The organism is Actinomadura sp. NAK00032 (assembly GCF_013364275.1).
Lineage (GTDB): Bacteria > Actinomycetota > Actinomycetes > Streptosporangiales > Streptosporangiaceae > Spirillospora.
Genome location: NZ_CP054932.1, coordinates 5836297 through 5851330, shown reverse-complemented (window position 1 = coordinate 5851330; position 15034 = coordinate 5836297). Strand labels below are relative to the sequence as shown.

General features: G+C 72.1%; 9 protein-coding genes. 8 read left to right on the top strand and 1 reads right to left on the bottom strand.

Translation table 11 applies throughout. The annotated features are described in order from the left end of the window. Positions 1-26: 26 nt before the first annotated feature. The 7 genes from rhaS to HUT06_RS27185 all read left to right on the top strand — a co-directional run bounded on the left by rhaS (position 27) and on the right by HUT06_RS27185 (position 11074). On the top strand, positions 27-1112 hold the full coding sequence (gene rhaS, locus HUT06_RS27215) for a rhamnose ABC transporter substrate-binding protein (RefSeq protein WP_138634444.1): 1086 nt from the start codon (positions 27-29) through the stop codon (positions 1110-1112). Positions 1113-1169: 57 nt separating this feature from the next. Beyond that, positions 1170-1499 carry an L-rhamnose mutarotase gene (locus tag HUT06_RS27210; protein WP_176198310.1) on the top strand — a complete coding sequence of 110 codons (330 nt, stop codon included), beginning with the start codon at positions 1170-1172 and terminating at the stop codon, positions 1497-1499. A gap of 10 nt (positions 1500-1509) precedes the next feature. Further along, complete coding sequence (gene rhaI / locus HUT06_RS27205) at positions 1510-2676, top strand: L-rhamnose isomerase (protein ID WP_176198309.1); 1167 nt, start codon at positions 1510-1512, stop codon at positions 2674-2676. Positions 2677-2698: 22 nt separating this feature from the next. Further along, complete coding sequence (locus HUT06_RS27200) at positions 2699-4750, top strand: bifunctional aldolase/short-chain dehydrogenase (protein ID WP_176198308.1); 2052 nt, start codon at positions 2699-2701, stop codon at positions 4748-4750. 135 nt (positions 4751-4885) lie between these two features. Beyond that, positions 4886-7417: an alpha-L-rhamnosidase C-terminal domain-containing protein gene (locus HUT06_RS27195; protein ID WP_176198307.1), complete on the top strand. Its 2532-nt coding sequence runs from the start codon at positions 4886-4888 to the stop codon at positions 7415-7417. A 9-nt stretch (positions 7418-7426) separates the two neighbouring features. Then, a complete protein-coding gene (locus HUT06_RS27190; protein ID WP_176198306.1) occupies positions 7427-9637 on the top strand; it encodes an alpha-L-rhamnosidase C-terminal domain-containing protein in 2211 nt (736 codons plus the stop codon). Between the two features lie 18 nt (positions 9638-9655). After that, complete coding sequence (locus tag HUT06_RS27185) at positions 9656-11074, top strand: L-fucose/L-arabinose isomerase family protein (protein WP_176198305.1); 1419 nt, start codon at positions 9656-9658, stop codon at positions 11072-11074. 276 nt (positions 11075-11350) lie between these two features. Here HUT06_RS27185 and HUT06_RS27180 read toward each other — a convergent pair whose 3' ends face one another. Next, positions 11351-11698, bottom strand: coding sequence for a DUF1801 domain-containing protein (locus HUT06_RS27180; RefSeq protein WP_176198304.1), 348 nt, complete (start codon positions 11696-11698; stop codon positions 11351-11353). Positions 11699-11835: 137 nt separating this feature from the next. Between HUT06_RS27180 and HUT06_RS27175 the strand changes: the two genes are divergently transcribed. Beyond that, positions 11836-15030, top strand: a complete 3195-nt coding sequence (locus HUT06_RS27175) for a family 78 glycoside hydrolase catalytic domain (protein ID WP_176198303.1) — start codon at positions 11836-11838, stop codon at positions 15028-15030. Positions 15031-15034: the final 4 nt, after the last annotated feature.

Genomic DNA, 15034 nt, shown 5'->3' with positions numbered 1-15034 from the left:
CCACCGCACCCCCGAAAGGCATCGTGATGACCATTCGTCCGCGCGTCCCGCGCCGGCTGGCGGCCGTCGCCACGGCGAGCGTCCTGGCCCTCAGCATGGCCGCCTGCGGCGGCACCACCAAGAACGACTCCGACTCCGGGGACGCCAAGGCCGCCGGCGGCAACGCCACCGCGAACCCGAACGCGCCCCTGAAGAAGGGCCTGAAGCTGGCGTTCCTGCCCAAGCAGGTCAACAACCCGTACGAGACGATCGTCGACAAGGCCGGCATCGAGGCGGCCAAGGAGTTCGGCGGCGAGGCCAAGGAGGTCGGCCCGTCCGACGCGTCCGCGTCCTCGCAGGTCTCCTACATCAACACGCTCGTCCAGCAGCGCCACGACGCGATCCTGATCGCCGCCAACGACGAGAACGCGGTGTGCGGCCCGCTCAAGCAGGCGATGGCCAAGAACATCAAGATCGTCGCCTACGACTCCGACACCAACCCCGAGTGCCGGGACGTGTTCATCAACCAGGCGAGCTCGGAGGAGATCGGCCGCAGCGAGGTCAAGCTGCTCGCCGAGCAGATCGGCCACGAGGGCGAGATCGCGATCCTGTCGGCGACGGCGAACGCCACGAACCAGAACACCTGGATCAAGTTCATGCAGGACGAGCTGAAGAAGCCCGAGTACGCCAAGATGAAGCTCGTCAAGATCGCCTACGGCGACGACGACGACCAGAAGTCGTTCCAGCAGACCCAGGGCCTGCTGCAGGCGTACCCGAACCTCAAGGGCATCATCTCGCCGACGACGGTCGGCATCGCCGCCGCGGCCCGCTACATCTCCGGCTCCAAGTACAAGGGCAAGGTCGCGCTGACCGGCCTCGGCACCCCCGACCAGATGCGCAAGTTCGTCAAGGACGGCACGGTCAAGGAGTTCGAGCTCTGGGACCCCAAGAACCTCGGCTACCTGTCCTCCTACGCGGCGGCCGCGCTGGCGTCCGGCCAGATCACCGGCGCGCAGGGCGAGAAGTTCACGGCCGGCAAGCTCGGCGAGCGCACGATCGGCGCCAACGGTGAGGTGATCCTCGGCCCGCCGACGGTGTTCGACGCGAAGAACATCGACCAGTACCACTTCTGATGAGCGGAGCGAACCGGGGGGTGCGGGGGGTCGTCCCCCCGCAGAAGGACTGATCGCATGTCCGAACGCACGAAGCGCGTCTGCTTCCTGCTGAAGGTCAGGCAGGACCGCCTGGAGGAGTACAAGCTGCGCCACCAGGCGGTCTGGCCCGACATGCTCAACGCCCTGCGCGACACCGGCTGGCACAACTACTCGCTCTTCCTGCGGGAGGACGGCCTGCTCGTCGGCTACCTGGAGACCGACGACTTCGAGGCCGCCCAGGCGGCGATGGCACGCACCGAGGTCAACGCCCGGTGGCAGGCGGAGATGGCGCAGTACTTCGAGGACCTCGACGGCCGCCCCGACGAGGGCATGTGGCCGCTCACCGAGGTCTTCCACTTGGATTGAGAGGTAACTCGTGACAGACACCCGCGCGGTCAAGGACGCCTTGCGCCGCCAGCAGATCGAGACTCCCTCGTGGGCGTACGGGAACTCGGGGACCCGGTTCAAGGTCTTCGCCCAGCGGGGCGTGCCGCGCACCCCGCAGGAGAAGATCGACGACGCCGCGCAGGTGCACCGGTTCACCGGCGTCGCGCCGAGCGTGGCCGTCCACATCCCCTGGGACAGGGTGGACGACTACGCCGCGCTGGGCGCGCACGCCAAGGAGCGCGGCGTGCGGATCGGCGCGGTGAACACCAACGTGTTCCAGGACGACGACTACATGCTCGGCAGCGTCACCAACCCCGACCCGGCCGTCCGCCGCAAGGCCCTGGACCACCTGCTCGAAGCGGTCGACATCATGGACCAGACCGGGTCGCGCGACCTGAAGCTGTGGTTCTCCGACGGCACGAACTACCCGGGGCAGGACGACATCCGCGCCCGCCAGGACCGGATGGCCGAGGCCCTGGCCGCCGTGTACGAGCGGCTCGGCGACGACCAGCGGTTCCTGCTGGAGTACAAGCTGTTCGAGCCGGCGTTCTACATGACCGACCTGCCGGACTGGGGCGCCTCCTACGCGCACTGCGTGAAGCTCGGCCCGAAGGCGCAGGTCGTGGTGGACACCGGGCACCACGCGCCCGGCACCAACATCGAGTTCATCGTGGCGTTCCTGCTGCGCGAGGGGAAGCTCGGCGGGTTCGACTTCAACTCCCGCTTCTACGCCGACGACGACCTGATGGTGGGCGCCGCCGACCCGTTCCAGCTGTTCCGCATCATGTACGAGGTCGTGCGCGGCGGCGGCTACGCGGCCGAGACGGGCGTGGCGTTCATGCTCGACCAGTGCCACAACATCGAGCCGAAGATCCAGGGCCAGATCCGCTCGGTGATGAACGTGCAGGAGGCCACCGCGAAGGCGCTGCTGGTGGACGCCGGCGCGCTGCGCGCCGCGCAGGAGTCCGGCGACGTCCTCGAAGCGAACGCGGTGTTCATGGACGCCTACAACACCGACGTCCGGCCGCTGCTCGCCGAACTGCGCGAGGAGATGGGCCTGCACCCCGACCCGGTCGCCGCCTACAAGGCGTCCGGCTACTACGAGCGCGTCGTCGCCGAGCGCAAGGACGGCCAGGCCGCCGGCTGGGGCGCCTGAACAGGTGAAGGAGACCGAACCGATGACTTCCACCCCGCCCGAGGTGGAGCAGCTGCTGGACCGCGCCAACACCCTCGGCGCGGACCCCCGCAACACCAACTACGCGGGCGGCAACGCGTCCGCGAAGGGCACGGTCACCGACCCGGTGACGGCCCGCGACGTCGAGCTGATGTGGGTGAAGGGCTCCGGCGGCGACCTCGGCACCCTCACCGAGAAGGGCCTGGCCGTGCTCCGGCTGGACCGGATGCGCGCCCTCGCGGACGTCTACCCGGGCGTCGAGCGCGAGGACGAGATGGTCGCCGCGTTCGACTACTGCCTGCACGGCAAGGGCGGCGCCGCGCCGTCCATCGACACCGCCATGCACGGCCTCGTGGAGGCCGCGCACGTCGACCACCTGCACCCCGACTCCGGCATCGCGATCGCGACCGCCGCCGACGGGGAGGAGCTGACCCGGCGGATCTTCGGCGACCGGGTGGCGTGGGTGCCGTGGCGGCGGCCCGGCTTCCAGCTCGGCCTGGACATCGCCGCGATCAAGAAGGCGAACCCGGGGGCCATCGGCGTGGTCCTGGGCGGGCACGGCATCACCGCGTGGGGCGACACGAGCGAGGAGTGCAAGGCCAACTCGCTCGACATCATCCGCACCGCCGAGGCCTACATCGCCGAGCACGGCAAGGCCGACCCGTTCGGCGAGGTGGTCCACCCGACGCTGCCCGAGGACGAGCGGCACGCCCGCGCCGCCGCGCTGTTCCCGCTGATCCGGGGCCTGGCGTCCACGGACCGGCCGCAGGTCGGGCACTTCACCGACGGCGAGGCCGTCCTCGACTTCGTCTCCCGCGCCGAGCACCCGCGGCTCGCGGCGCTCGGCACGTCCTGCCCGGACCACTTCCTGCGCACCAAGGTCGCGCCGATGGTCCTGGACCTGCCGCCGGACGCGCCGCTCGACGCGGTGAAGGCCCGGCTGAGGGAGCTGCACGCCGCCTACCGCGAGGAGTACGCGGCCTACTACGCGCGGCACGCCGCCGCCGACTCCCCGGCGATGCGCGGCGCGGACCCGGCGATCGTGCTGGTCCCCGGCGTCGGGATGTTCTCCTTCGGCGCGAACAAGCAGACCGCGCGGGTCGCCGGCGAGTTCTACGTCAACGCGATCAACGTGATGCGGGGCGCGGAGGCGCTGTCGTCGTACGCGCCGATCGACGAGGCGGAGAAGTTCCGCATCGAGTACTGGGAGCTGGAGGAGGCCAAGCTCCGCCGGATGCCGAGGCCGAAGCCGCTCGCGACCCGCGTCGCGGTCGTCACCGGCGGCGGCTCGGGCATCGGCGCCGCCACCGCCCGCCGGCTCGCCGCCGAGGGCGCCTGCGTCGTCGTCGCCGACCGGGACCTCGCCGCCGCCGAGAAGGTCGCGGCGGAGATCGGCGCCGGCGCCCTGCGCGCGTCGGACGCCGCCATCGCGGCCGCCGCCGACGTGACCTCCGAGGACGAGATCGCCGCCGCCGTCCGCGCCGCGGTCCTGGCGTTCGGCGGGGTGGACCTCGTCGTCAACAACGCCGGCCTGTCGATCTCCAAGCCGCTGCTGGACACGACCGCGGCCGACTGGGATCTGCAGCACGACGTCATGGCGCGCGGCTCGTTCCTGATGTCCCGCGAGACCGCCCGCGTGATGGTCGAGCAGGGCATGGGCGGCGACATCGTCTACATCGCGTCCAAGAACGGCGTGTTCGCCGGGCCGAACAACATCGCCTACGGCGCCACCAAGGCCGACCAGGCGCACCAGGTGCGGCTGCTGGCCGCCGAGCTCGGCGAGCACGGCATCCGCGTCAACGGCGTCAACCCCGACGGGGTGGTGCGCGGCTCCGGCATCTTCGCGGGCGGCTGGGGCGCCAAGCGCGCCGCCGTCTACGGCGTGGAGGAGGAGAAGCTCGGCGAGTTCTACGCCCAGCGGACGCTGCTGAAGCGCGAGGTGCTGCCCGAGCACGTCGCCGCCGCCGTCTTCGCCCTCACCGGCGGGGACCTGACCCACACCACCGGACTGCACATCCCCGTGGACGCCGGCGTCGCCGCCGCCTTCCTGCGCTGATCACCGCTGACAAGGGCCGGCCGATGGCCCGGACCAGACCGCCGCGGTGCTGACACACCGCGGCGGCACCACCCGTCCGAGCCACCGGCCGTCCCGTCGGGCCCGCTCTACCAAGAGGAACCCGGAAGGATAACGATGTCACCAGCGAAAAGGTTCGCCCGATCCCGTCTGTCCGTCATCACGTCCCTGAGCCTGGGTGCCGCCGCCCTCGTCGCGGTCCCGTCCGGCGCCGCCGCGGCGGCGCCCCGGGATCCGCTCGGGCTGCCGTCCCTGTCCAGCGCCGACCGCTACATCCTCGCGCCCTCCGGCCGGACGGTCCGCCCGGTGAAGGCCGCCGAGTCGTACGGGCTGAACGCCGACCACGTGACCGCCGCGTCCGAGACATCGGAGAAGGAGGGCCACGACCTGGACGCCGGATCGTCCACGACCGCCAAGGCGGACGGCGTCATGACCCGCCAGACGGGCGACAAGGCGGGGGCGAGCTTCGGCTACCGCATGCGCGTGGCGCCCGGGCACGGTCCCCTCACCCTCCGGGTGGAGGAGGCGGGCAGCGCCACCGCCCACTACGAGGTGCTGGTGAACGGCGAGGTCGTCCACGAGCGCAAGCCCGACCCGGCGCAGGCGGGCGTGTGGAGCGGCGACAAGGCCGGCCTCGTCCACTACGACGTCGCCGTCCCGGCCCGGCTCGTCCGCTCCGCCGGCGACATCAGGGTCACCTTCCGCAACACCGCGAAACCCGGGCCGGGCGCCCGCATCCACGCCGTCTGGACGCTGCACAAGAACGGCCGCGCCCCGGCGGCCCCCTACGGCGGAACGGTCCAGAACCCGTCCGGCGCGTTCCGGCACGGCGGCACCACGCTCACCTCCAACGAGTACGGCCGCCCCTACGTCGTCTACGACTTCGGCAAGGAGGTCGGCGGGCAGATCCAGGTCACCGCCGACGTCCGCAAGGGCGCGCCCAGGCTCGGCCTGGCGTTCAGCGAGAGCGCGCAGTACCTCACCACCGCGTCCGACTACAGCCAGGACCCGGTCGGCCTCGCCACCGAGACCCACTACCTCGACACCGAGGCCGGACGCTCCGCCATGACCGACCCGGTGATCCGGGGCGGGTTCCGCTACCTCATGGTCTTCCTGGACGGCCCCGGCGAGGTGAAGCTGTCGGACCTGCGGCTGAAGTTCACCGCCGACCCCGCCAACCCCGACCTGGACGGCTACAAGGGCGCGTTCCTGTCCAGCGACGACACCCTGAACCGGCTCTGGTACGCGGGCGCCTACACGGTGCAGATGTCGACGATCGACCCGACGACCGGGCGCCCCTACCCCGGCAAGGAGGGACCGGTCCGCAACGACGCGATCGTCGGCGAGGGCGACAGCATCATCAGCGACGGCGCCAAGCGCGACCGGATGATCTGGGGCGGCGACAACGCCGTCGCCGACGCGGTGTCGTACCTGACCACCGGGCAGGCGGCGCCCTCCGCCAACGCCGTCGCCTTCATGGCCAAGGGCCAGGCGGCCAACGGCCAGATCCCCGGCCTCTACCTGACCGACGCGCTCGGCTACAACATGAACTGGGGCGAGTACGCGGCCTGGTGGGTCCACAACTACTGGACGCACTACCTCTACACCGGCGACGGCGACTTCCTCGGCAAGTGGTACGGCGCGCTGAAGAAGAACGTCGCGTGGCTGGAGTCCAACGCCGGCGACGACGGGCTCCTCACCATGAAGGGCGCCGGCGGGACGTGGGGCTACGGCAACGACGCCGGCGGCACGTACATCTCGTCCCTGTACGTCAAGGTGCTCGGGGAGGCGGCGCAGGCGGCCGAGGCCAAGGGCGAGCCCGAGCTCGCCAAGACCTACCGCGCGCACGCGGCCCGCACCGCCAAGGCGGTCAACGACCACCTCTGGGACCCGGCCGCGGGCGCCTACAAGGTCAGCAGGGCCGACGGCAACCACCCGCAGGACGGCAACGCCATGGCGGTCGTGGCGGGCGTCGCCACCGGCGACCGCGCCCAGGCGGTGCTGAAGTTCTTCGGCGACGGCCTCGCCAACCCGTACGGCGACCTGACCGTGGACAAGCCCGGCGGCGTCGTCCCGCAGTACATCAGCCCGTTCGTGTCCTCCCAGTCGCTGCTCGCGCACTCCGCCGAGCAGGACATGGCGGGCGCGATGTCGCTGCTGCGCCGCACCTGGTACCCGATGCTCGGCAAGGCGCAGCCCGGCACGCTCTGGGAGAACGTCAGCCCGGCCGGCGCGCCGCAGCTCGGCTCGTACACGAGCCTGTCGCACGGGTGGGCCGCCGCGCCGACCTCGTTCCTGACGAACCAGGTCCTCGGCGTCGCACCGACGTCGGGCGGCTTCGGGACGTTCACCGTCCTGCCGCACCCGACGAGCGGCCTGCGCTGGGCGCAGGGACGCGTTCCCACACCGCGCGGCGACATCACCGCCGCGTGGAAGCGGCACGGCGGGACGTTCACGCTCCGCGTCGCCGCGCCCGCCGGCTCCACCGCCACCGGCGGAGTCCCCGCGCAGGGCGCCTCCGAGGTCCGCGTCAACGGAAAGGTCGTCTGGCGCGACGGCCGCCCGGTGAAGCCGGGCGTCACCGTCCGCGACGGTCTCGTGCAAGTCCCCGGACTGACCGGTACCTCCATCCTGACCGCCTCCCGCTGACCTGGAGTGATGATGGTTCCCCCCAAGACCGTCCGCCGTTCCCTCGTCCGCGCCGCCGTGGCGGCCGCCCTCACGATCACCAGCACCGCCTCGCTCGAGCTCCCCGCCACCGCCGCGCCCCACCCGAAGGGCCCCTGGCAGGACGACTCCTACACCCCGCGCCCCGGCCAGTGGCGGCCCTACGTCCTCGCCCCGTCCAGCCGTGACGTCAAGCCCGTCAAGGTGTTCAAGGCCGACCCGCGGCAGGGGAGCATCAAGGGCTCCCCGGACGGGGCGCTGAAGAAGGGCGGGGCGTCGGTCCGCCTCACCGGCGCCGCCGAGCGGGCGGGTTCCCCGCTGCTGATCGTCGACTTCGGCAAGGAGGTCGCCGGGCACCTCAAGGTCCGCGTGAAGGGCGCGTCCGGGAGCCCGAAGCTGCGCGCCTGCTTCTCCGAATCGGTGCAGTACATGGCGCTGACCCCCGACGCCAACGGCGGACAGGGCAAGATCGCGCCCGGCTGCGACACCGCCAACATCTGGAACGGCTTCCCCGGCCAGCCCTACACCGAGGACACCGACAGCCACGCCCTCCCGCTGGACGGCGTGAAGCTGCCCGGCACCGTCCGCGACGGGGTGCTGCGCGGCGGGTTCCGCTACGCGACCCTCTTCCTGGACGGCCCCGGCAGCGTCGACATCGACGCGATCTCGCTGGACTTCACCGCCGCGCCCGACCAGCGCGACCTGGACGGCTACCGCGGCCACTTCCTCTCCAGCGACGACCTGCTCAACAAGGTCTGGTACGCGGGCGCCTACACGGTGCAGATCAACACCGGCGCGCCGGACACCGCGAAGAAGTGGCCGTACGTGCCGGGCGAGGGCGACCACGCCGACGCCCCCGTCCCGCACGCCGACCCGAGGACGTCCGTCATCTACGACGGCGGCAAGCGGGACCGGATCGTCTGGCAGGGCGACCTCGCCGTCCAGGCGCCCGTCGCCTACGTCAGCACCTACGACATGGGCGCGGTCGACAACTCGCTGTCGTCGCTCGCCGCCCAGCAGCTCCCGGACGGCTACGTGCCCGCCGCCAGCCTCGTCGGCCAGCACAACCAGAACGAGCTGCGCACCTACGGCGAGTACGTGGCCTGGTTCGTCACCAACATGTACGACCACTGGTGGTACACCGGCGACCGCGCCTACCTCGACAAGTGGTGGCCGCAGCTCACCAAGGCGACCGCCTGGCTGGAGTCGGTGCGCGCCGGGGACGACAAGGGACTGATCGCGTTCCAGGAGTCGGGCTCGTGCGGCCACTACGGCTACTCCAACTGCGGCCACGAGACCTACGTCAACGCCCTGTACGCCCGCAACCTGGAGCAGATGTCGGCGATGGCGAAGGCGCGCGGCGACGCGTCCGCCGCGCGGACCTACACCGCCCGGTCCGCCGAGGTGAAGAAGGCCGTCAACGACCAGCTGTGGGACGAGAAGGCCGGCGCCTACCGGCTGTCCCGCGAGATCCCCGGCGCCTACCCGCAGGACGGCAACGTCACCGCCGTCCTCACCGGCATCGCGCAGGGCGAACGCGCCGAGCGCGCCCTGGCCTACCTGCGCGCCAACAACTGGACGGACATCGGGTCGCTGACGGTCTCGCAGTCCACCCCGAACGCGAGCCTGCCGCCGTTCTACGCGCCGCTGCCGAGCGGGTTCGAAGCCGACGCGCGCCTGGAGACCGGTGACGCGTCCGGCCTGCAGCTGATCCGCAACTACTGGGGCCACCAGCTCCGGCAGGACCCGGGCTCCACGTTCTGGGAGCACATGCAGCCGGACGGCACCCCCAACCTGAAGCAGTTCTCCAGCCTCGCGCACGGCTGGGCGGCGCAGCCGACCGTCACGCTCAGCACGAAGGTCCTCGGCGTGCGGCCCGCCGCCCCCGGGTACGCGTCCTGGGCGGTGGTGCCGTTCACCGGGAACCTGGCCTGGGCCGAGGGCACGGTGCCGACCCCGCACGGCGACATCGCGGCGTCCTGGCGCAGGAGCGGCCGCGGCTTCCAGCTGAAGGTCACCGCGCCGCGCGGCACCAAGGGGCGGCTGGCCGTCCCGGTCGACCGGTCCACCCGCCGCGTCACCTTCGACGGCCGGACCGTCTGGGCCGGCGGCAAGGCGACCGCGCGCGGCGTGTCCAGCGACGGCGACTACGTCTACGTGGACGGGGCGTCCGCCGGGCGCCACACCCTCACGGCCCGTTAGCCCGAGAAGAGGAGAGGAATGGCAGACAACACAGCGCCGCCGCCCGTCAGGGTCGGCCTCGTCGCCGGGGGGCTCGGCGCCTACTGGCCGCAGTTCCCCGACCTGCTGCCGCAGCTGAAGCGGTCCGCCGAGCGCGTCTCGGAGCGGATGCGCGGGCTCGGCGCGGAGGTCGTCGACGTCGGCTTCATCTCCGACGCGCAGGAGGGCGCGGCGGCGGCCGAGCGGCTCCGCGCGGCCGGCTGCGACGTCATCGTCGGCTTCCTCACCACCTACATGACCGCGTCGATGCTGGTCCCGGTCGCGCAGCGGGCCGACGCCCCGGTGCTGCTGATCAACCTGCAGCCGACCGAGTCGATGGACCACGCCACGTTCGACACCGGGCAGTGGCTCGCCTACTGCGGCGCCTGCCCGCTGCCGGAGATGGCGAACGCGTTCGAGCGCTGCGGCGTCCCGTTCCGGTCCGTGTCCGGGTACCTGGAGGACGAGCGGGCCTGGGCGAAGATCGGCCGCTGGGTCCGCGCCGCCGGGGTCCGGGCCGCGCTGCGCAGGGGCCGGCACGGCCTGATGGGCCACCTGTACCCGGGGATGCTCGACGTCTCCACCGACCTGACGCTCGTCAGCGCCAACTTCGGCGGGCACGTCGAGGTGCTGGAGTTCGACGACCTGCGGGTGCGGGTGGAGAAGGTCACCGACGCCGAGACCGCCGCGAAGCGGGCCGAGGCGGAGAAGATCTTCGAGCTGGACGCGTCCGTCAACGACGAGGACCTGACGTGGGCGGCCCGCGTCGCGGTCGGGCTCGACCGGCTCACCGCCGACTTCGAGCTGGACAGCCTCGCCTACTACCACCGGGGCCTGGACGGCGAGATCCACGAGCGGCTCGGCGCCGGGATGATCCTCGGCGCGTCGCTGCTCACCGCGCGCGGCGTCCCGGCGGCGGGGGAGTACGAGCTGCGCACGTCGCTCGCCATGCTGATCGCCGACCGGCTCGGCGCGGGCGGCTCGTTCACCGAGTTGCAGGCGCTGGACTTCCGGCGCGGCCACGTCGAGATGGGCCACGACGGGCCCGCGCACCTGGCGATCAGCGCCCGCCGCCCGCTGCTGCGCGGCCTCGGCGTCTACCACGGCAAGCGCGGCTACGGCGTGTCGGTGGAGTTCGACGTCAAGCACGGCCCGGTCACCGCGTTCGGGATCGTGCAGCGCCGCGACGGCCGGTTCGCGCTCGTCGCGTCCGAGGGCGAGACCGTGGACGGGCCGCTGCTGCGGATCGGCAACACCACCTCCCGCGTCGACTTCGGCTGCGACCCCGGCGAGTGGACCGACGCGTGGTCCGCCTCCGGCATCTCCCACCACTGGGCCCTCGGCACCGGCCACATGGTCGCCGATCTGAAGGCCCTGGCCGACCTTCTGGAGATCGACCTCGTCCACGTGAATCCCTGACCGACCACCTCTGACGGCGTGATCGGGGGATCCGCGCCAAGGCGATGACGGGCGCAGGCCCGCGACCGGCCCGGCCGGCCGCGGGCCCTGCTCGGCATGCCCGCACGCGGACGCCGCCCCCCGCCCCACCTCCGCGCAGTTCAGAGAGGACGCCATGCTTCACCGGCATGAGGGACGGCTACGCCGTCTTCAGCGCGGGCTCCGGCCGGCTGCTCTTCCACGCGGGTCAGCGCTGAGGCGCCCCGGATGAGCGGGCGGCCGGGAGGAGGCCCCGCGTCAGGCCCGGTCCAGCCGGACGGCCTGGCCGATGTAGTCGCGCAGCGCCTGCTCGTCGATGCCGCCGAGCGTCTTGATCTTGACGTGGCGGGTCTTCTTCCCGACGCCCTGCAGCAGCCCGTGCGCGTCCTCGAACTCGGCGCCGCGCTCGAAGGCGAAGGTGAGGTGGGTCTTGCTCTGGCTGATCACCGCGAGGACCTTCGTCCCGCGCCAGGCGGGGGAGCCGTAGGTGAGGCACTCGGCGGCGTCCGGGGCCTCCTCGGACATCAGCGCGCGCAGCGCCGCCAGGATCTCGGCGTACTTCGGGTCGAGCTTGGTCGCGGCGTAGGTGTCGATCTCGCTGCCCATGGCGTGGGTCCCTTCGAGCCGGTGGTGCGTTCCGTGTGCTCCACTTTATAGTCACGAAGCTTGACGGTCAATATCTATTACTAAATCCCGCCCTCGTCACCCCACCCCCCGTTCGAACGACGGCTGAGGAGCCCGAGATGAACGAGTTGTCCAGAAGAAGGTTCGTGCAGGCCGGCGGCGTCGCCGCGGCGGCGGTCACGGCGGGCGGCGCGGTCGTCGCGCCCGCGTCGGCGGCACCCGCCCCGGGGAGGGGCAGGACGCTGCGCCCCGCCGATCTGCGGGTCGGCCACCTGCCGTCGCCGCTCGGGATCGACGCCGCGCGGCCGACGCTGAGCTGGCGGTTCGCCGCCGGGCCGCGCAACGCCGTCCAGTCGGCGTACCAGGTGCGGGTCGCCACCTCGCGGGCGCGCCTCGCCCGCCCGGACCTGTGGGACTCCGGCAAGGTCGGCGGCGCCGCCGTGTCGGCCGTCTACGCCGGACGGGCGCTGAAGTCCCGCGAGCGGGCGTCGTGGCAGGTCCGGGTATGGGACGGGCACGGCCGCGCGTCCGCGTGGAGCGAGCCGTCCCACTTCGAGATGGGCCTGCTCGCCGCCGCGGACTGGACGGCCCAGTGGATCGGGAACGCGGCGTGGTCCGCCGACCCCGAGCCGGTGGCGGCGGTGATCACGTTCCCGGCCCGGTCGGCGCGGTACGTCCGGCTGGACGTGACGCGGCTCGGCCTGCCGATCAAGGAGGGCTGGCCGTACAAGGTGTCGCGGCTCCAGCTCGCCGAGATCCAGGTGCTGGACGGCGCGTCCGGCGCGAACGTGGCGGCCGGGGCCGCCGTGACCGCGTCCGAGAGCTACACGGTCGGCGGCCAGTGGGAACCGAAGGCCGTCACCGACGGCTCGCTCACCAGCGACGCCGCCCCCTTCGGCTACACGAGCATGGAGCGGCGGGAGCAGGACCTCGCCGACCCCGTCTGGATCCAGATCGATCTCGGCGAGGAGAAGGCGTTCGACCGCGTCCTGCTCTACCCGCGCACCGACGTGACGACCGACGACGGGAAGACGGCCAACTTCCCGGAGGACTTCACCGTCCGGACGTCCGGCGACGGCACGGCGTTCGACACGGCCGCCACGGTGGAGGGGCAGGAGGCGCCGCCGCCGCTGCACCGGCAGCCCGAGGCGCTCCCCGTCTTCAGGCGCGAGTTCACGGTGGGCAAGCGCGTCCGCACGGCACGCCTCTACGCGACGGCCCTCGGCGTCCTGGACATCGCGGTGAACGGACGCCCCGTCAGCGACGCCGTCCTCGAACCGCCCTACAGCGCGTACAAGGAGCGGATCGTCTACTCCACCTACGACGTGACCAGGCTGCTCCATCGCGGCGGCAACCGCGTGCAAGTGGAGCTGGGCACCGGCATGGCGCACGTGCCGCCCACGCCCGGCCGCTACGAGAAGCTCACCCGGTCGGACGGCAAGCCCGTGTTCCTCGGCCAGCTGGAGATCACCTACACCGACGGGTCGCGCGAGGTCGTCGCGTCCGACGCGTCCTGGCGCACCGCCCTCGGCGCGACCACCTTCACGAACTGGTACGGCGGCGAGGACCACGACGCGCGCCGCGCCCCGAAGGACTGGTCGGACGCGGTGAAGGTCGCCGCGCCCACGGCCCGGCTCGCCGCCCGCACCGCGCCGCCGATCGTCCCGGCCGGCACCTTCCGCACCAAGAAGATCACGCGGCCGAAGGACGGCGTGTACGTCGTCGACCTCGGCACCAACTTCGCGGGCTGGCCGAAGCTGCGCGTCAGCGGCCCGGCCGGGACGAAGGTCACCATGCGTCCCGGCGAGCTGCTGAACGACGACGGGACCGTCAGCCAGCACACCACCGGCTCGCCCATCTGGGACACCTACACCCTGTCCGGCGAGGGCACCGAGACGTGGCATCCCCGGTTCGTCTACCACGGCTTCCGCTACCTGCAGCTCGAAGGGCTGCCGTCCGCGCCGGACGAGGACACGGTCACCGGGATCGCGCTGCGCGCCGGCAACGCGGAGGCGGGCTCGTTCACCAGCTCGCACGGCCTGCTCAACGACATCCACCGGATCATCGACCGCGCGGTGCAGAGCAACATGTACTCCGTCCTCACCGACTGCCCGCACCGGGAGAAGCTCGGCTGGCTGGAGCAGGCCAACCTGGTGTTCCCCGCCGTCGCCCGCAACTACGACGTCGCCGCCTACTACGGCGCGATCGTCCGCGACATCGCCGAGGCGCAGACGGCGGACGGCCTCGTCCCCGACATCGCGCCCGAGTTCACGGTGTTCTCCGGCGGGTTCAGGGACGACCCCAACTGGGGCAACGTCATCGTCTTCGCGCCCTGGCAGATGTACCGCGCCTACGGGGACACCGCAACGCTCCGCACCTACTACCCGAACATGGTGCGCTACGTCGACTACCTGTCCGGCAAGGCGGACGGGCACCTGCTCGACTACGGCCTGGGCGACTGGATCACCTTCGACAACAGCACGCCCAAGGGCGTGACCGCGACGTTCGGCTACCACCGCGCCGTGTCCGCCCTCGCCCGCATCGCGAAGGTCATCGGCAAGGACGCCGACGCGGCCGGGTACGAGGCCCTCGCCGGGAAGATCGGGTCGGCGTTCAACGCCAAGTACGCCACCGGCGACACCTACGGCTCCGGGAGCCAGGCCTGCGACGCGCTCGCCCTCGACATGGGCGTCGTCCCGGACGGCAAGAAGGACGCCGTCCTCGCCCACCTGGTGAACGGCATCGAGGCGAAGGGCTACCACCTCACCGTCGGCGAGATCGCGCTGCCGTCGGTGTTCCACGTCCTGTCGGCGGCCGGACGCGACGACGTCGTCCACGCGTTCGCGACGCAGACCGGCAACCCCAGCTACGGCTACCAGGTCGTGCACGGCGCCACCTCGCTGACCGAGAACTGGGACGGGCCCACCTCCGGGAACTCCCAGAACCACTTCATGCTCGGCGCCATCGACGAGTGGTTCCACGCGGGGCTCGCCGGCCTCGGGCAGACCGACGACTCGATCGCCTTCGAGACGCTGCTCGTCCGGCCGGCCGTCGTCGGCGACGTCACGCGCGCCGCCGCCACCTACGAGACACCGCGCGGGCACGCCGCGGCGTCCTGGCGCCGCACCGGCAGGAAACTCCGGCTGGACGTCACCGTCCCGCCCAGTACCAGGGCGCGCGTGGAGTTCCCGGTGGCCGGCGGGGCCGCCAGGCCCACGGCGCCCCGGGACGCCCGCTGGGTCGGCGTGGAGAACGGCCGCGCCGTCTTCGAGATCGGCTCCGGCGACTGGACGTTCGAAGGGCGCACCTCATGAGCGG

Coding starts and splice junctions, on each gene's coding strand:
- HUT06_RS27185 (WP_176198305.1), top strand. CDS start 9,656: ATGGCAGACAACACAGCGCCGCCGCCCGTCAGGGTCGGCCTCGTCGCC.
- HUT06_RS27190 (WP_176198306.1), top strand. CDS start 7,427: ATGATGGTTCCCCCCAAGACCGTCCGCCGTTCCCTCGTCCGCGCCGCC.
- HUT06_RS27210 (WP_176198310.1), top strand. CDS start 1,170: ATGTCCGAACGCACGAAGCGCGTCTGCTTCCTGCTGAAGGTCAGGCAG.
- HUT06_RS27195 (WP_176198307.1), top strand. CDS start 4,886: ATGTCACCAGCGAAAAGGTTCGCCCGATCCCGTCTGTCCGTCATCACG.
- HUT06_RS27175 (WP_176198303.1), top strand. CDS start 11,836: ATGAACGAGTTGTCCAGAAGAAGGTTCGTGCAGGCCGGCGGCGTCGCC.
- rhaS (WP_138634444.1), top strand. CDS start 27: ATGACCATTCGTCCGCGCGTCCCGCGCCGGCTGGCGGCCGTCGCCACG.
- HUT06_RS27180 (WP_176198304.1), bottom strand. CDS start 11,698: ATGGGCAGCGAGATCGACACCTACGCCGCGACCAAGCTCGACCCGAAG.
- HUT06_RS27200 (WP_176198308.1), top strand. CDS start 2,699: ATGACTTCCACCCCGCCCGAGGTGGAGCAGCTGCTGGACCGCGCCAAC.